The organism is Paraburkholderia sp., assembly GCF_035948235.1.
GTDB lineage: Bacteria > Pseudomonadota > Gammaproteobacteria > Burkholderiales > Burkholderiaceae > Paraburkholderia.
This window is the reverse complement of sequence record NZ_DASZJJ010000286.1, coordinates 15,265-32,859: the sequence shown is the minus strand read 5'-3', so window position 1 is coordinate 32,859 and position 17,595 is coordinate 15,265. Positions and strand designations below refer to the sequence as shown.

Here is a 17,595-nt window from a genome sequence, read left to right as displayed (position 1 = left end):
GTTCCCGCACGAACTGCCGGGTTATCGCCATGTGGGCGACGCCACCACCCGCGCACTCTTCGAGGACGCCTGGCAGGTCGCACTGCAAAGCGAGCCGGGCCTGCGCATTCCGAACATGTTCGAGGCGGCGCTCGACGGCACCTTCATGGGGCTGTACTGCCAGGGCGAGGACATCGTCCAGTCCGACCCGAACACGCAGCACGTGGCAGCGGCGCTTTCGTCGATGGAATGCATCGTCGTGCAGGACATTTTCCTTAACGAGACGGCGAAGTACGCGCATGTGCTGCTACCGGGCTCCTCGTTTCTGGAGAAGGACGGCACCTTCACCAATGCCGAGCGCCGCATCTCGCGCGTGCGCAAGGTGATGCCGCCGATCGCCGGTTACGCCGACTGGGAAGTGACGATCCTGCTGGCCCGCGCGCTGGGCTACGAGATGGGCTATACGCATCCGTCGCAGATCATGGACGAGATCGCGCGTCTCACGCCCACTTTCCACGGCGTGTCGTACAAACGTCTGGACGAGATGGGCAGCATTCAGTGGCCGTGTAACGAACAGGCGCCCGACGGCACGCCGATCATGCACATCGACGGCTTTGTGCGCGGCAAGGGCAAGTTCGTCATCACGAAGTTCATCGCCTCGCCGGAGAAGGTCACGCGGCGTTTCCCGCTGCTGCTCACCACGGGCCGCATTCTTTCGCAGTACAACGTGGGCGCGCAGACCCGTCGCACCGAGAACTCGCGCTGGCACGAGGAAGACCGGCTGGAAGTGCATCCCGTGGATGCCGAGGATCGCGGCATTCGCGACGGCGACTGGGTGGGCATCGAATCGCGTGCGGGGCATACCGTGCTGCGCGCGAAGGTCAGCACGCGCATGCAGCCGGGCGTGGTCTACACGACATTCCACTTCCCGGAATCGGGCGCGAACGTCATCACCACGGACGCCTCCGACTGGGCCACCAATTGCCCCGAGTACAAGGTGACCGCCGTGCAGGTGAGCCACGTACAGCAGCCCTCGGAATGGCAGCGCGAGTATTCGCGCTTTAACGCGACGCAACTCGATCTGCTGGGCAAGCGCGAGACTGTGGTGACGTCAGGGAAATAAGCCGATGAAAACCGACCACCTGATCGAGATGGCCAACCAGATCGGCATGTTTTTCGATTCGCTGCCTGATCGCGAGGAAGCGCTCACCGGCATCGCCGAGCACATCCGCAAGTTCTGGGAGCCGCGCATGCGCCGCGCGCTGCTGTCCGAGCTGGACGGCGCGCACGACGAAGCGGGATTCAGCGAGATCGTGCGCGCCGCGCTCACGCAATATCGCGAGGCGCTCACGCCTGCCGCGTGACCTTCCTCACTGCGCGGAAGGTTGCGGCGATGGCGTGGGCGCGAACCACGTCTCGCAGTGGCGCAACAGGCCGTGCAGGTCGGAACCCGTGCGGCCGCGCGCGCAGATATAGCCGTCGGGCCGCACGAGATAGAACGCCGGACGCGTGCGACCGTAAGCATCGCCAAGCGATGGCGCGCCCTCGCCTGGCAGCGGGACCTCGCCGTTTTCGAGATCCGCGAGCCACCAGATTCGCACCGCCTGCGGCAGCACGCGCTCGATGGCGTCGCCGAAATGACGCAGCGCGTCGGTGCCGTTGCCGGTGCCGTTGCCATTCGCTGCGCCGTTACCCGTGGCGCCAATCGGCGTTTGCGCCCGCGCTGGCGCGTCGGTCGCGTCATGCTCCGCCGCTTGCGCGGCGCGCACCGTGTCGGCGTCCACCAGCAGGAACAGCGAAAAGCTCGCCGGGTCATGCAGATCGAAAATGCGTCCTTTGCCCGGCGCCTTGCCCAGCGGCCCGTCGATCACGCGCACGCAGGCATCGGGCGCGCGCTCGCCCGCACGCGGGCCACCGTCGAGCACACGCTCCAGCGTCAACGCGCTGCGCCGGTATTGGATCGACAGTTCGCTCACCGCCTGGCGCGCCGCGTCGCGCAACGGCCCGAGCGCGACCAGCGCCGGCATCACGCGCTCGCGCAGCACCTTGAGCGGGCCATGATCGGCCTCGACGAGCTGCGTCATGAAGCTTGTCTGACGCAGCACGATGCGCTCGATCGGGTAACGCTCGGCGTGATAGGTGTCGAGCAGTCGATCAGGCGCGCCGCCCAGTACGCGCGCGAGTTTCCAGCCCAGATTGAAGGCTTCCTGGATGCCCGTGTTCATGCCCTGCGCGCCCGCCGGGCTGTGCACGTGCGCGGCGTCGCCCGCGAAGAACACGCGCTCCATGCGCAGAAAACGCACCATGCGGCTGTTGACGCGAAAGTACGACGCCCAGGTCATATCGGCAATCGACACCGGATGATGCACGCGCCGCTCGACCACCGAGCGGCACTCCTCCAGCGTCGGCACGGGAATCGTGCCTTCGGGGGCGGCGGGCAGCATGGTCTTGTGATCGGCGATCAGGCGATAGCGGCCGTGGCCAAAGGGAAACAGCGCGGCCAGACCATCGCCCGAGGCGAACACGTGGAATTCGTCGTCGGGCCAGGGCGTGCTGGCCTCGATATCGGCGAGCAGAAACGACTGTGCGAGCGTCTCGCCCTCGAACTGCATGCCCAGGTGATGGCGCACCGTGCTGTGCGCGCCGTCGGCGGCGATCAGATACGCACAGCGCATCGCCTCCACGCGGCCATTGGCGCAACGCACATCTGCGCTGATGCCTGCGGCGCCCTGATGCAGCTCCAGCAACTCGCAGCCGCGCTCGACCTCGACACCGAGACTCGCCAGTTGCGTAGCGAGGATGCGTTCGGTCTCGGTCTGATCGAGGAACAGCAGATAGGGATAGCGCGTGAACAGCGGATCGAAATCGAGCCGCGCGCGGCGCTGGCCGTTCGAATAGAGATTGGCAACGTGCGCGCGATGGCCGCGCGCGACAAAGGGCTCGACGATGCGATGCTGCTCGAACAGTTCGAGCGTGCGCGCCTGGATGCCGATGGCGCGCGAATGACGTCCGGGCTCGCGCAGGCGATCGATCACGCGGACCGGAATACGCGCGCGGGCGAGGCTCAGCGCCGCGGCGAGACCGGTCGGTCCCGCGCCGACAATGAGCACGGACGGCTGGGAAAAAACCTCGGTCATGCAGACCTCCATGCGGCCGACATGAACCGTAGTGTACGCCCGCTGTCAGCGTGGCCGTGCGTGGGCCGGCTCCTGATTCGGGCTTGACGCTCAGGCATGTCGATGCGGTGCGGCATCGATCGGGGTGTCGATCCGGGTATCGATCGGGCTATCGATTGGGGTATCCAGCGAGCAGCGATGCACGCTCGTCCCGAGATCGACCTGCAGCGTCACGTGCTGCATGCGAAAGCGCTGGCCGAGCGCGCTCACCATGCCATCGAGCGCCGCGTCGCCGGGGTGGCCCGCGGGCATCACGAGATGTGCGGAAAGCGCGTTGCCCGTGGTGGACAGTGCCCACACGTGCAGATCGTGCACATCGGTCACGCCGTGCTGCTGCGCAAGAAAAAGGCGGATACCGTCGATATCGACGCCCTCGGGCACCGCCGCGAGCGCCAGGCGCACCGATTCGCGCAGCAGCCCCCAGGTCCCGTGCACGATCACGAGCACGACGACGATGCTCATGACCGGATCGACCCAACTCCAGCCAGTGCCGAGAATCACCAGGCCGCTCACCGCGACCGCTGCCGACACGAGCGCATCGGCGGCCATGTGCAGGAAGGCGCCGCGGATGTTGATGTCGTCCTTCTGCCCGCGCATGAAGAGCCACGCGGAGAAGCCGTTGACGATCATGCCGATCGTCGCGACCACGAAGACGTCGAGGCCCGCGACGGGCGCCGGGTTGATGAGGCGTCCCACGGCTTCGGCGAGGATGGCGCCGCAGGCGACGAGCAGCAGCGCGGCATTGGCCAGCGAGGCGAGAATCGAACTGCTGCCAAAACCAAACGTAAAGCGCGCGGACGGCCGCCGCGTGGCAAGCCACGTGGCTCCCCAGGCGAGCAGCAGGCCGAGCACATCGGACAGATTGTGGCCAGCGTCGGCCAGCAGCGCCGCCGAATGCGCGATCACGCCATAAACGGCCTGCGCGACGACGATAACGATGTTGAGCGCCACGGCCAGCGCGAACGCGCGGCCGTGGCCCGCGACCGGGGCGTGGTGGTGATGGTGGCCATGCCCACCGTGCGTGTGGTCGTGGCGATTGTGGTCGTGGTCGTGGTCATGGTCGTGACCGTGCTCATGTTCGTGGCCATCGCCCGCTGCGCTTTTGTGCTGATGATCGGCGCCCATCAACTCACCTCCGCCACGTGTTCGAACATGCCCGCCAGCATCGCGCTGATATGGGCATCGGCGGCGGCGTAGAAGACCTGCTTGCCCTCGCGTTCCGCCCGCACGACGCGCGCCGCGCGCAACAGCCGCAGGTGATGGCTCACCAGCGAGGACGACAGGCCAAGCGTATCCGCGATCGCCCCCACCGCCGTGCGCCCCTGCACGCACGCAAGCACGATGCGCAGGCGCGTCGGATCGCCCAGCAGACGGAACAGGTCCGCGAGCGGCACCACGCGTTCATCGTCGAAATTGGTCGGCATGCACTGCGTCCACAACATATGAATAGCTGTTCATACGTTAGTTCTCGCTACGCGCGGGGTCAAGAACTCACGGTTCGATTACGGGACGCCTGCGCGAGTGTGGGAAAATGCCGCCTTTAGATCTCCTACGTCTTCGCCTTTCGTTCATGGAACAGGTTTTTGTCCGCGCGTTCGCCGCACATCGCGACGGCCGGCTGGAGGATGCGGAGCGCGGTTACCGCGCAACGCTCGCCGCCGATCCCGTGCACGTCGATGCGCTGCATATGCTCGGCGTGCTACGCCATCAAAAGGGCCAGCACGCCGAAGCCGCGGACCTCGTGCGCCGGGCGGTCGACCTGCGCCCGGACGATGCCGCGCTCCAGTTGAACCTGGGCAACGCCCTGAAGGCGATGGGCGAACTCGACAACGCGATCGAGCGCTTTCGCAATGCGCTCACGCTCGCGCCCACCTTTGCGCTGGCGCACTACAACCTCGGCAACGCCTATGCGGCGATCGGCCGCCACGAGGACGCGATGTATGCGTTCGGCCATGCGGTGCGTCTGCAGCCGGGCGATGCGTCGTCGCACAACAACCTCGGCAACGCGCTGCATGCGCTGGGCCGCCACGCCGAAGCCGCCGACGCTTTTCAGCGTGCGCTGAAGATCCGTCCGGGCCACGCGGGCGCGCACAACAATCTCGGTATGGCCCTGAATGCGCTGGGCGACAGCGCGGGCGCGGTCGAGCATTTCCAGAAGGCGCTGCGCGTGCAGCCGCGCTTTGTCGCCGCGCACTTCAACCTTGCCAACACACTCGACGCGACCGGCTATCACGCCCACGCGGTGTCCGGCTACGAGGAGGCGCTGGCGCTGCAGCCGCAGTTCACGCCCGCGTTGTTCGGTCTGGGCAATGCGCTCGCCGCGCTTAACCGTTACGACGAGGCGATCGCGGCCTATGAGCGCGCAATCGGCCTCGACCCGAAGTTTTCGCTCGCCTGGCTTGCGCTCGGCACGGCCCAGCACGCGCTCGGCCGTCATGCCGCCGCGCTGCGCGCCTTCGACGAGGCGCTGCGCGCCCGCCCCGATCTGGCCGCCGCGCACCTGAACCGCGCGCTCACCTGGCTCACGCTCGGCGACTTCCAGCGCGGCCTGCCCGAGTACGAATGGCGGCTCGATCCCACCGCGCGCGACGTGGGCTTCGGCGCGCTGGGCCTGCCCGCGCGCACGCCCTCGCCGGCTCCTACCTGCCCGCAAGGCGTGCCGCGCTGGCGCGGCGAACCGCTGGGCGATCGCACCCTGCTGATCCACGCCGAACAGGGTTTCGGCGACACGCTGCAGTTCATCCGCTTCGTGCCGTCGGTGCTGGCGCTCGCGCAGGCGGGCACGCGCATCGTGCTCGAAGTGCAGGCGCCGCTCGTGCCGCTCATCGCGCCCGCGGCGCACACCGCGCGCATCACGCTGATCACCCAGGGACAGCCACGCCCGCACGCCGATCTGCAATGCCCGCTGCTGTCGTTGCCGCTCGTGCTCGGCACCAGCTCCGACGCCCTGCCCGCGCCAATGCCCTATCTCGCCGCGCCCGCCGCGTACCGCCGCAAATGGCGCGGCTCGCTGGGTGGCCAGGCGCGGCGCAAGATTGGCCTGGCGTGGTCGGGGCGCATCCATCGGCATGAGAACCGCAGCATGCCGCTGGCCGCGCTCGACCCGCTATTCGCGCTCGACGGCATCGACTGGATCGTGCTGCAGCCGCATTTGACCGAGGCCGAACAGGCGGCGCTCGACACGCATCCGCGCGCGCGTTCGATCCATTGCCCGGGCGGCAAGCTCGCCGATTTCGCGGACACCGCCGCCGTGATCGAGCGCCTGGACGCCGTGGTCTCCATCGACACATCGATTGCCCACCTTGCCGGTGCGCTCGACGCGAAGCTCTGGCTGATGCTGCCCTTCGCCGCCGACTGGCGCTGGTTCACGGGCACCGGTTCAAGCCCCTGGTATCCTCGCGCGCGGCTCGTGCGCCAGCCGCACCCCGGCGCATGGGACGAGGTCGTGGCGCAAGTCGCGAATGCCTTGCGCGAAGGCTGAGCCGTTCCCCTCGGCAAAAACGCAGGACGAAAAAAACCCGCATCGCTGCGGGTTTTTTCTTTGGGCACAGCGCGCGTCAGACCGTCTTGTACTGGTTGCGCGCCTCGGCCGTGCGATAGAGCACGAGCGTGGCAATCAGCCCGCAGATGCCCGCTACGCCCATCCAGGCGCCCGGCGCCGCCTTGTTGCCGCTGATGTGAATCAGGTAGGTCGAAATCGCCGGCGTGAAGCCGCCGATGGTCGTCGCGAGGCTGTAGGCCAGCGAGAATCCGGCGGTCCGCACATCGGCGGGCATGACTTCCGTGAGCGCCACGACCATCGCACCGTTGTAGCAGCCATAGAGGAACGACAGCCACAACTCGACCATCAAGAGGCGCGCGAACGACGGATCGGCCACCAGCCACTGCACCGCCGGATAGGCCGTCAGAATCGTGAGAATCGTGAACGCAAGCAGCACCGGACGGCGGCCGATGCGGTCCGAGATCGCGCCCGAAACCGGCAGCCAGAACAGATTCGACAAGCCGATGCAGACCGTCACGACGAGCGTGTCCAGCTCGCCCATCTTGAGCACTTCCTTGCCGAAAGTCGGCGTGTAGGCCGTGATCATGTAGAACGACACCGTCGTCATGATGACCATGCCCATGCCGCCCAGCACGATGCCCCAGTTCTGCATCATCGACGCCATGATTTCGCGGATCGACGGACGATGCTTTTTCTTCGCGAATTCCTCGGTTTCCTGCAGCGAGCGGCGAATGATGAACAGGAACGGCACGATCAGACAGCCGATGATGAAGGGCACGCGCCAGCCCCACGCGGTCATTTCCTCGACCGGCAGGAGGTTATGCAGCACCACGCCGAGCAGCGCCGCGAAAATCACCGCGACCTGCTGGCTGCCCGACTGCCACGACACATAGAAGCCCTTGTTGCCCTTGGTGGCGATTTCCGAGAGATACACCGAGACGCCACCCAGTTCCACCCCAGCCGAAAAACCCTGCAGCAGACGCCCGAGCAGCACGAGCACCGGCGCGAGCACGCCGATGGTCGCGTAACCCGGCACGACCGCGACCGCCAACGTGCCGAGCGCCATGAGGCCGAGCGTCAGAATCAGGCCCTTGCGCCGGCCATGATGGTCGATATACGCGCCCAGGATAATGGCCCCGAGCGGCCGCACCAGGAAGCCCGCGCCGAACACGGAAAGCGCCAGCATCAGCGAGGCGAAGGCGTTATTGCTCGGGAAATAGGTCTTGGCGATCGCCGAAGCGTAATAGCCGTAGACCATGAAGTCGTACATTTCCAGGAAGTTGCCGCTGACGACGCGAAACACCGTGCGGAACTTCGATTCGCTGGAAGGAGCGTGGGTCGCTGTGGACATGACGATCTCTGAAGGATGGCCAGCCGGCTGGCGCGCTTTGCATGCATGGCATTGCCGCGCCTGAACCGCCTGACAGTGAAACACGAAACACCGATGCGCCACGACCTCGCGCGCGCGGGCGCTCATTATGCTGCGCGAGATCAGGCCCAGAAATCCGGGTAAGACCTGACCGCCGTTAGCTAACGCCCGTCAACGTCGGGCTATACACCTTCAACGCCCTTTAATATTTCAATTTGCTTTCAATCGAGCGAGTAGCGAAGTCGGCCGCATGGGGGTGCCTATTCATGCACAATAGCCCATCGATGCCGCCCGGTCCGATGAATTCATCGCGAATTCACGGGTCTCGGGATGAGCCACACCCTTGCGCATAACCGACGCCCCGCATGTCCACCGCCGCTACCCTCACCCTGCGCCCGGCCACGCTCGCCGATGCCCCGCTACTCGCCGCCATGCATGCCGCCAGCTGGCAGGCCACCTATCGCCAGTTGCTGCCGTCCGCCTTCCTCGACAACGAAGTCAACGCCGAGCGCGCCGCGTACTGGCGTGCGCGCATGGAGGCGCCCGGCGCGCAGCGGCGTCTTGTGCTGATTGCCGAGCTTGAGGCTCAAACCGCCGCGCCCACGCCGGTCGGCTTCATGTGTGTCGAGCGTCAGCCCGAATCTCCGTGGGGCGTGCTGCTGGACAATCTGCACGCACTGCCCGCGCACCAGGGAATCGGCGTAGGCAAGCGGCTTATGGAGGCCGCGCAGAGCTGGGCGCGCGAACAGGGAGAGGCGCAACTGTATCTGTACGTCCTCGACGGCAACACGCCAGCCATTGCGTTCTACGAGCGCCAGGGCTGGCAGTTTTCGGGTTCCGAGCCCGACCGCATGGGCGGCGTCGATATCACCGCACTGCGCTACGTGTACCGGCTCGCCGCCGGCTAGACGCGCACGTTCAACGCTGGGTCAGGCGGGCGCGCGCACGGGCTGCGATGCGGCCAGGCAAGTTGGCCCTCATTCGAATCGCAATTACAAATAGCGACTACAATCCAGGCGAATTTTCAGACGTATCCGATGGATTGCCGGGAATCGGGCGCGCATGATTTAGGGTCATCGTCCGATTCCTGAATAGCGCGCTGCAGTTGGCCAGTGGCGCGCCTTTCGAATACCACCGTGTTTTGGTGCTTAACCACAACAAGGCAGCGAGAGATCCATGTCAACTTTTCCGTTAGTTCAGGTGGAAGGCGCACTCGCAATGCCGCATATGCGCCCGCTCAACCGCGTCCCTCCGCCATTCGGCCGCGAATGGTCGCTCATGCCGTCGCACTTCAGCCTGCGCACTGAACTACACGCACTCTACGCGGCATTCCTGCGCACCATCTGTCTGAGCGCAGAAGCCTTCCGCAAGGTGTATAGCTGGGAACGCCAGCCGCGCACTGTGGCCGAGCCGCCGCGCCCCGCCGCCGCTCCCGTCGGCGCAGCGATGAGCGCCGCCCAGGCCCAGCAAGCCGCAGCCGAAGCACTCGGCGGTCGTGCTGCCGGCGTAAAGTCAGCACAACCCGCGCAGCGCGTACCAACGCCACAAGCCGGGCACAGGCCGCCGGCCTCCCACAAGCTCACCGCCAGCGCTGTCGCCATCGGTGGCGCGGCGTTGCTCGCCTGGATCGTCGCCAGCCACACGCAATTGCGCGACGATAAAAACCACTCCGTCCTGAGCGCATCCGCGACCCCGGCTTCAAAGACCGATACGCAGTCAGCAACCCCATCGTCGACACGTCTTGCCGACGAACGCGCGCTGCACGACCGCTCGATCTCGGGTCCGGTCGCAACCTCGCAGGTCGCCGCCGCGTCTGACATCAAACAAGAGACCGGCGTTGCGATCGGCTCCGCCGTCGTTGCCCAACGGACTGCTCCGGTTTCAAGCGCGGTTTCTTCGGCAGCGCCAGTCGCGCTTGCAACAACGCCCGCAACCACGCCTGCAACCGCACCAGCGCAACGCGTCGATCAGCTCGCGGCCACTACCGTCGACGCAAACGCCGCATCGGCATTAGTGGATCGCTCCGACTTCACGATGCGAACGCAAGCAAGCAAGCCCGCGTTAATCAAGCTCACGCCCAAGGCCGCCAGCGAGAAGCGCATCACGGTTAGCCCTCATCAGGCAACCCGGGCTGCAGCGCGGACGGCGCGCAACTCGAACAGCCTTCATGCGATGCACGAATTCGCGCCGCACCACGGCGAGCCGCTCGTCCCCACGCAGCGCACGCAAGGTATGTATTCGGAGGCTGCGGAGTATTCACCGCATCAGTTCGCCATCAATGCCAACGACGAATATCCGTCGCACACGACCTACGCCGGCACGCGCACGGCAGAACACTCGGTCAGTCGTGCGCCGGTCGCGACCGACAGCACGGATTGGGTCAATCACGTTGCGCAGCGCCGTGTGACCGAAGTGCCGGACCGCTTCGCGAAGTAATTCCGCCACCGCCCTGCAACACGCGGCGACCAGAATGCAAAAAGCCCGGTTTCTAACCGGGCTTTTTGCATTTTTCCTGCTGCTGTCCACTCGTCATCCCGACACACCGCGCCGCCGCTATGTGCGGCGCGATGCGCTTTAAGTCTGCGTGCCCGCCTAGCGGCGCGAACCGGGCAAGCCCTGCTCCGTTTCACGCTGAAGCTGATCCACCTGATTCTGCAGTGCGCGCAACTGCGCCTGTGCCTGGATCTTTTCGGCGTTGAGGGCCGCCGCGTTGCCCTGCGCCTGACGCTGATAGTCGTCGACGCGCGCCTGCTGAGTGCGCGCGACGTCGATATCCGCCTGCAGGCGACGGGCACGATCTTCGTTGATAGCGATCACGCGCTCGATAAAGGCCTTTTGCGCCTCGATCTGCGTGCGGCGGATTTCGACTTCGGCAAGACGCTGGGTCTGCTGCACGAAGTTTGCATAGATCGATTCCGCGCGCGCCTCGTCCTGCGAGCGGATCACGCGCCAGAAGTGCTTGTCCTGGAACAGCACCACGTAGTACGTCATTTCGGGCGGATAGAAGAACAGGCTCGCCCCGAAACTCGCGTTGTACGTGGTGCGCAGTTCGACCAGTTGCGCGTCGTGGATGAGCTGCATCAGCGTTGCGACATCGCCCTGCGATGCGCCCGCCGTTGCCTGATCGTCGACCATGTCTGCGGGCGCCTGCGCATTCGCGGGCTGCGGCGTCAGGCTGCCGAGCGCCGGGCGGCTACCCGCCACCGGCACGGCATCGCTTGCGCCAGCCCATGCGGGCGCACCGTGCTGCAGGAGAGTGGAGACCGCAGCGGCCAGCAGGGCGCGCCGCAGCACAATGGATTGCTTCATGACTGCCTGTTCCGTTCAGGATTCCGAGTAGCCGCTTATTATCGCCGCCCGAAAATCTCATAAACGTCGATTAATTTCGGATAACAAAAGAACCTGTCAATCGTTTGTCCGAAATCACCTACTCAATCCTAGGAATTGTCGGAAGTGTCGTACAGAAAAGAAAAAAGGGGCGACTGCCCCTTCTTTTGACCCGGCTGGGAATGCGGCTTCAGGCCAATTAAAAACGCGTCTCGCGAGCCGAGCGCAGGAAGTTGTCGAGCAGCGGCGTGCAGTCGAGCAGTTCCGGGCCGCCCGCGCGATGGAACTCCGGGTGCCACTGCACGCCGACCACGAACGGCGCGCGCCGGTAGCGCACGGCTTCGATCAGGCCGTCGCCCGCCGATACCGCCTCGACCGTCAGATCGCGCCCGAGCGTTTTGACCGCCTGGTGGTGGATCGAATTGACGATGGCTTCGCGCCGTCCCGGAAACATGCTCGCCAGCGACGAGCCTTCCGGGAAAGTAATGGCGTGACGGTGCTGGTCGTAATGCTCGCTAACGTGCACGCCGGCCGTCGGCACATCGCTGGCGATATCCTGATAAAGCGAGCCGCCGAACGCCACATTGATCAGCTGGCAGCCCCGGCACACGCCAAGCACCGGCTTGCCCGACTCGACGAATTCATGCAGCAGTTCCAGCTCGTACATGTCGCGCACACGGTCGCCCGGCCACTCCGGGCGCGGCGAGACTTCCGCGTAGGTTTGCGGCGAGACATCGGCGCCGCCTTGCAGCAGCAGTCCGTCCAGATGCTTCGCGTAATCGCGCAGGCGGATATTGCTCGGATGCAGCATGCCCTGATGGCCGACCGTCGGAATCATGAAGACGATCACGTCGCGCGACATGACCCAGTGCGCGATCGACTCTTCGAGATACTGCAGCGTCTTGCCGCGCAGCCCCTGGGCGCCCGGCTCGGGGTGAAAGATGCGCGCCGATACGCCGATGCGCAACGTGCGCTGCGTGATGCGCTGACCGGCTCGGTCGAACAGTTGCCGCGCACGCGCCGCGATGATGCGTCCAAGCACCGACCACGCCGAGTCGCTCGCGCGCAGATAGCGCGGCGGATCGGGCGGCAGCGCGCCCGGCGGCGGCGGATTGTGCGCTGTGAAGTCCGGCGCCTGACCGAAACCCGCGGGGGCCGCGCCTGGACGCGACGCCGCAGCTTCGGGCGTGGCCGGTTTGGCTTCGCTCGATGCGGGCGCGGGGACTTCGCGGGCGACGTCGGCGGCGACTTCGATCGGCACCTGCGGTTTGCCGGCGCCGGTATCGGCCGCTCTGGCAGCTGCTTTGGCGTGGACTTCGGCGGCCTGACGCGCGACCGCGCGTTCGGTTTCCTCGCGAGCCTGAGCGGCTTCCGATGCAGAAGCGGCGGAGGCGGCAGCAGGCGCGGCCTTTGGCGTCGGCGGCTCTTCGTCGGAACCGCCGCCGGAGCTGTCGGCACCGGCCGCCTCGGGCGTGACGGTCGATGCGCTCTCGGGCGAATCCGTCGAAGCGCGCTGCGCGGCCTCGCCTTGCGCGCCCGGCGGGGCATGGGGAGTCGCGGAAGCTGAAGAAGGAGAAGCGGGCGAAGCGGCGCCGGTATCCGTGGAAGCGGTAGAAGCAGTGGATCCGGCGGGACGGCCTGCGCCGTCGGGAACCTCGGGGCGGTCGGTCTTGTTGTCGCTCATGACGTGGGGTCGGGCGCGCTACATCGTTGCAGGGCGCAAACGGATGAACAGGGTTTCGATTATGCGTCGCACCGCATGTCGCCGCCACCCATTTGCACAATTGCTCACATTCCGTCACATTGGCCGCGCCGCAGACGCAGCCTCGCGCCCCGACCTCACTACGAATCCTGGCGCTCGTCGAAAGTCTCCCGCAGCGCGATCTGCATGCTCGCGTGGATCTTCACGCACCAGCGCCAGAACAGCATCGTGAGCAGCGCCGCGCATACCAGCACGCCAATCAGGAATCCCGTAGGCGGCAGGATCGTGCCCGAGAGCGCGGCCACCAGCACGAACACGCCCACCATCGACACCGCCGGCACGAGTTCGGCGATCGCATGACGCAGCGCGCGCGTGAAGCGCCCCGCCTTCTCGGGCTGCACGCTCACCTCGGCCAGCAGCAGCGCGAGCGACTGGGTCTTGCGCCACACCGCCACGAGGAACGGCATCGCCAGCAGCAGTGCCGCGCTCCAGAGCACCACGCGCTGGATGCGCTCGTCGGGCACCCAGTTCGCGATAAACGGCGAGGCGTAGCGCGCGCCATACGACACGCCGATAAAAATCGCCGACACCAGCGCGAGATTCACGGCGATCTGCAGCACGATGCGCCGCGTGAGCGAGAAGAGCGTCGGGCCGCCCTCGCCTTGCGAGCGCGGCATCAGACAGCGCAGCCACTGGCTGTAAAGCCCGAACACATTCGACACCGCGGGCGGCATGGCGCGCGCCAGACGCTGCGAGAGCGGATCGGCGAAGCGAATCAGATAAGGCGTGGTGAGCGTCGTGATCGCCGAGACCGTCACCGCAATCGGATAAAGAAAGCCGCTCGTGACTTTGAGCGTGAGCCCAAGCGACGCGATGATGAAAGAGAACTCGCCGATCTGCGACACCGTCATGCCCACGCGCATCGCCGTGCGGCCATCGCGGCCCGCGAGAAAGGTGCCCAGACCGCACGACACCAGCTTGCCGAACACCACAGCGACCGAAATCACGGCAATCGGCCACGCGTAGTCGACCAGCACGAGCGGGTTGAGCATCAAGCCGATGGTCACGAAGAAGATCGCCGAAAACGCATCGCGCAATGGCGCGACCAGATGCTCGATGCGCTCCAGATGCCGCGACTCGGCCATCACCGCGCCAATCAGGAACGCGCCCAGCGCGATTGAATAATCGAGCTTCACCACCAGCAGGCAGAACGCGAAGCAAAAGCCCAGCACGGACACCAGCAGCATCTCGTCGCTGCCCACGCGCGCCACGTAGCCGATCACGCGCGGCACGACCAGGATGCCCGCCAGCAGCGAAACCAGCATGAACAGCAGCAGCTTGCCGAGCGTGATGAGCGCGATGCCCGGCGACAGCTCGCCGGTCTGCGCGATGCCGCCGAGCAGCACCAGCATGGCGATGCCGAGAATATCCTCGACGATCAGGATGCCGAACACGAGTTGCGCGAACGGTTCGCGCTTGACGCCCAGATCCGAGAGCGCCTTGACGATGATGGTGGTGGAGGAAATCGCCAGGATCGCGCCGAGGAACAGCGAATCCATCGCGGCCCAGCCGAACGCGCGGCCGATCTCGTAGCCCAGCCAGAGCATCACGACGATTTCCGAAATAGCCGCGACGATGGCCGTCGCCCCCACCTGGAAGAGCTTGCGCAGACTGAACTCGAGCCCAAGCGAAAACATCAGGAACACCACGCCAAGTTCGCCCATCGTCTGGATGGTCTGCTCGTCGTGGATCAGCTGGAACGGCGGCGTATATGGGCCGATGATCACGCCCGCCGCGATATAGCCGAGCACCACCGGCTGTTTCAGGCGATGGAACAGCACGGTGACGATCCCGGCGATCGCCATCACGACTGCCAGATCCTGAATAAAGCCGATTCCCTGGTGCATAAGCTCAAATCCTTACAAAATGCTATCGAATAGCTGAATGTTACCCGATGATCCGGCTGCGCCAAATCGTCCGCGCAACAAAAATCCAGCGTTCTACAATGATGTGTCCCTTGCGGTGCGGCGCGCGCGGACCGCAAGCCTTTGAGCCGCCCCCCGCGCCGCCGCCCGAGTTCCACGAACTGTCCTCGACTCCCCGCTGCCATGACCGCCTCCGCTACGCCTTTGCCCGACCTCTCGCCCTTCCCGCCGCTCGCCCAACTGGCCGCCGATCTAGCCTCGGGCCATACCACCAGCCGGGCGCTCGCTGAAACCGCGCTCGAACGCATCGAGGAGCCGGGCGGCCAGGGCGCCACAGTGTTCACGCACGTCGATGCCGCGCACGTGCGCGCCGCCGCCGACGCGCACGACCGCCTGCGCGCCGCAGGCACGGTGCTCTCGCCGCTCGCGGGCATTCCGGTTTCGGTCAAGGATCTGTTCGATGTGGCGGGCGAAGTGACGCGCGCGGGTTCGACGGCGCTCGCCCAGGCGGCCCCGGCTAGTGCCGACGCGCCCGTGGTTGCGCGCTTGCGCCAGGCAGGCGCGGTGCTGGTAGGCCGCACCAATATGAGCGAATTCGCGTTTTCGGGCCTGGGCCTGAACCCGCACTACGGCACGCCGCTCTCGCCGTGGCAGCGCAGCGTGAAAGGCGACGAGCGCGTCGCGGGCGGCTCGTCCTCGGGCGCGGCGACGTCGGTGGCGGATGGCATGGCGGCCGTGGCGCTGGGCACCGATACCGGTGGCTCGATCCGCATTCCGGCTGCGTTCTGCGGCCTGACCGGCTTCAAGCCCACCGCCGCGCGCATCCCGAAGGCGGGCGGCGTGCCGCTTTCCACCACGCTCGATTCGTTCGGCCCGATCGGCAATAGCGTGGCGTGCTGCGCGCTCGTCGACCGCATCCTGGCGGGCCTGGCGCCCCATGTGCCGGCCGCCCGCCATCTGGAAGGCGTGCGCATCGGCGTGCTGACGAATTACGTGACCGACGGCGTCGACCCCGAAGTCGCCGACACCATCGACACCGCGCTCAAGCATCTGGACGCAGCAGGCGCCATCGTCAATGAGGTGCGTTTTTCCGCGTTCGAGCGCTTTGGCGAGATCAACCGCATTGGTCTCTCGTCGATGGAAGCGTATGCGTGGCATCGCGCGCTGATCGCCCAGCATCGCGACCAGTACGATCCGCGCGTGCTCGTGCGCATCCTGAAGGGCGAGCAGGCCAGCGCCGCCGATTATCTCGATCTGATCGCCGCGCGCGCCGCGGTGATGGAAGAAGCGCAGGCCGCGCTCTGGTCGCGCTTCGACGTGGTGGTCGCGCCGACCGTGCCGATCGCGCCGCCCGCCGTCGCCCCGCTCGCCGCCGATGACGACGTGTTCGCGCGCACCAACGCCCTCGTGCTGCGCAACCCCAGCGCCTTCAATTTCCTCGACGCCTGCGCGCTGTCGCTGCCGGTGCACAGGCACGGCGCCGCGCCGGTCGGGCTGATGCTGGCCGCCGCGCCCTACGCCGACGACGCGCTGCTGGCAATCGGGCGTGGCGTCGAAGCGGTGCTCGCGCCGCTACGCTGAGCGCTTCGCAAGCAGGCCGGGCGCTTTCTCGCGACGCCCGGCCTTCGCGCTAGAATCCGGTCACGCCGTTGCAGCCGCCCCCCGCGAGCGCCGCTGCGCCTCCAACCCGAAAATACCAACCACATGAACGACGATAACGCACTGTTGCGCCGCGAGCGCAGCCTGCTGGTTCTGCTTGGCATCATCTGTCTCGCGCTGCTGGCCGGCGCACTCTATATGCAGTACGCCGAGCGCCAGGACCCGTGCCCGCTGTGCATCCTGACGCGCTACTTCTTCATCCTGATCGCCGTGTTTGCCTTCCTGGGCGCGCGCTTCACGAGCTGGCGCGGCGTGCGCGCGCTCGAAGGGTTGATCGTGATTTCGGCGGTGGGCGGCATCGTCGCCTCGGCGAAACTCGCCTGGGTGCAGGCGTTCCCGAGCTTTAGCTGCGGCTTCGACACCCTGCAGCCCATCGTCGACGCCCTGCCGCCCGCGCACTGGCTGCCCGGCGTCTTCAAGGTGCAGGGCCTGTGCGAAACCACGTATCCGCCGATCCTCGGCCTGACGCTGCCGATCTGGTCGGTGCTGGCGTTTGCGGTCGTGTTTCTCGCCGTGATCGTGAGCCTGTGGCGCAACCGCCGCCGCCAGGTGTCGTGGCCCGGCATCCGTCGTTAAATCGCGCTAACGCTCGCCTCAAGCTCTTCTGCGCCGCCCCATCCGCGGGCGGCCTCCTTCTTCCCCCGTTTTCTAACGATCTTCCAGCCTAAAGGGCCGGATCATTCATCATCCGGTCATGGGCGCCGCCACATAACGCCCATTATTCGCAGGGAATAGTTTCCTGGCGCCGTCAGTGCTACATTCGCAACTGGATGGCGATCTACGTGCGCGAGGCCGGTTCAGGCTTTGCCCCGGCTCCCTGCGTAACGCGCGCCTGATCCGCAATGTCTCCTGGGTTTCACATGACAACGCAAACCATCCGATCCGTCCTTCGCGGCGCCGTGCATGCACTTCGTGACGCGCCCATCGCCTGCCGCAGCAAAGCGGCCGCGCGCGCG

The 17,595-nt window shown here is 66.2% G+C and carries 14 protein-coding genes; 7 read left to right on the top strand and 7 right to left on the bottom strand.

The annotated features are described in order from the left end of the window. On the top strand, nucleotides 1-1,102 hold a 1,102-nt coding region (locus tag VG320_RS25075), incomplete at its 5' end, for a molybdopterin oxidoreductase family protein (protein WP_327202759.1). A 4-nt stretch (nucleotides 1,103-1,106) separates the two neighbouring features. Next, the gene (locus tag VG320_RS25070; protein WP_327202758.1) at nucleotides 1,107-1,343 is read left to right on the top strand and encodes a formate dehydrogenase subunit delta; all 237 of its coding nucleotides are present in this window, start codon (nucleotides 1,107-1,109) and stop codon (nucleotides 1,341-1,343) included. 6 nt (nucleotides 1,344-1,349) lie between these two features. Here VG320_RS25070 and VG320_RS25065 read toward each other — a convergent pair whose 3' ends face one another. The 3 genes from VG320_RS25065 to VG320_RS25055 all read right to left on the bottom strand — a co-directional run bounded on the left by VG320_RS25065 (nucleotide 1,350) and on the right by VG320_RS25055 (nucleotide 4,597). Next, the gene (locus VG320_RS25065; RefSeq protein ID WP_327202757.1) at nucleotides 1,350-3,116 is read right to left on the bottom strand and encodes an FAD-dependent monooxygenase; all 1,767 of its coding nucleotides are present in this window, start codon (nucleotides 3,114-3,116) and stop codon (nucleotides 1,350-1,352) included. Nucleotides 3,117-3,206: 90 nt separating this feature from the next. Then, nucleotides 3,207-4,280 (bottom strand): cation diffusion facilitator family transporter, encoded by a 1,074-nt coding sequence (locus VG320_RS25060; protein WP_327202756.1) that lies wholly within the window; start codon nucleotides 4,278-4,280, stop codon nucleotides 3,207-3,209. Further along, nucleotides 4,280-4,597 carry an ArsR/SmtB family transcription factor gene (locus VG320_RS25055; protein WP_414696114.1) on the bottom strand — a complete coding sequence of 106 codons (318 nt, stop codon included), beginning with the start codon at nucleotides 4,595-4,597 and terminating at the stop codon, nucleotides 4,280-4,282. The genes VG320_RS25060 and VG320_RS25055 overlap by 1 nt, the downstream gene beginning before the upstream one ends. Nucleotides 4,598-4,725: 128 nt before the next feature. Here VG320_RS25055 and VG320_RS25050 point away from each other — a divergent pair, with 128 nt between their 5' ends. Then, nucleotides 4,726-6,636, top strand: a complete 1,911-nt coding sequence (locus VG320_RS25050) for a tetratricopeptide repeat protein (RefSeq protein WP_327202754.1) — start codon at nucleotides 4,726-4,728, stop codon at nucleotides 6,634-6,636. 76 nt (nucleotides 6,637-6,712) lie between these two features. Here the strand turns inward: VG320_RS25050 and VG320_RS25045 are convergent, their stop codons facing one another. Beyond that, entirely contained in the window at nucleotides 6,713-8,008 is a 1,296-nt protein-coding gene (locus tag VG320_RS25045; protein WP_327202753.1) for an MFS transporter, read from the bottom strand. A 383-nt stretch (nucleotides 8,009-8,391) separates the two neighbouring features. On the opposite strand from VG320_RS25045, the gene VG320_RS25040 reads away from it, so the two are divergent. Together VG320_RS25040 and VG320_RS25035 are read left to right on the top strand one after the other, a co-directional pair. Beyond that, nucleotides 8,392-8,934 (top strand): GNAT family N-acetyltransferase, encoded by a 543-nt coding sequence (locus VG320_RS25040; RefSeq protein ID WP_327202752.1) that lies wholly within the window; start codon nucleotides 8,392-8,394, stop codon nucleotides 8,932-8,934. Nucleotides 8,935-9,202: 268 nt separating this feature from the next. After that, complete coding sequence (locus VG320_RS25035) at nucleotides 9,203-10,462, top strand: hypothetical protein (protein ID WP_327202751.1); 1,260 nt, start codon at nucleotides 9,203-9,205, stop codon at nucleotides 10,460-10,462. A 156-nt stretch (nucleotides 10,463-10,618) separates the two neighbouring features. Here the strand turns inward: VG320_RS25035 and VG320_RS25030 are convergent, their stop codons facing one another. From VG320_RS25030 to VG320_RS25020, 3 genes are all read right to left on the bottom strand, one after another. Continuing rightward, nucleotides 10,619-11,335, bottom strand: coding sequence for a DUF2968 domain-containing protein (locus VG320_RS25030; RefSeq protein ID WP_327202750.1), 717 nt, complete (start codon nucleotides 11,333-11,335; stop codon nucleotides 10,619-10,621). 217 nt (nucleotides 11,336-11,552) lie between these two features. Continuing rightward, nucleotides 11,553-13,037 carry a gamma-glutamyl-gamma-aminobutyrate hydrolase family protein gene (locus VG320_RS25025; RefSeq protein WP_327202749.1) on the bottom strand — a complete coding sequence of 495 codons (1,485 nt, stop codon included), beginning with the start codon at nucleotides 13,035-13,037 and terminating at the stop codon, nucleotides 11,553-11,555. A 158-nt stretch (nucleotides 13,038-13,195) separates the two neighbouring features. Further along, nucleotides 13,196-14,962: a cation:proton antiporter gene (locus VG320_RS25020; RefSeq protein WP_327202748.1), complete on the bottom strand. Its 1,767-nt coding sequence runs from the start codon at nucleotides 14,960-14,962 to the stop codon at nucleotides 13,196-13,198. Between the two features lie 201 nt (nucleotides 14,963-15,163). Between VG320_RS25020 and VG320_RS25015 the strand changes: the two genes are divergently transcribed. Together VG320_RS25015 and VG320_RS25010 are read left to right on the top strand one after the other, a co-directional pair. Beyond that, the gene (locus VG320_RS25015) at nucleotides 15,164-16,561 is read left to right on the top strand and encodes an amidase (RefSeq protein ID WP_414696113.1); all 1,398 of its coding nucleotides are present in this window, start codon (nucleotides 15,164-15,166) and stop codon (nucleotides 16,559-16,561) included. Nucleotides 16,562-16,684: 123 nt separating this feature from the next. Beyond that, nucleotides 16,685-17,215, top strand: coding sequence for a disulfide bond formation protein B (locus VG320_RS25010; protein WP_327202747.1), 531 nt, complete (start codon nucleotides 16,685-16,687; stop codon nucleotides 17,213-17,215). Nucleotides 17,216-17,595: the final 380 nt, after the last annotated feature.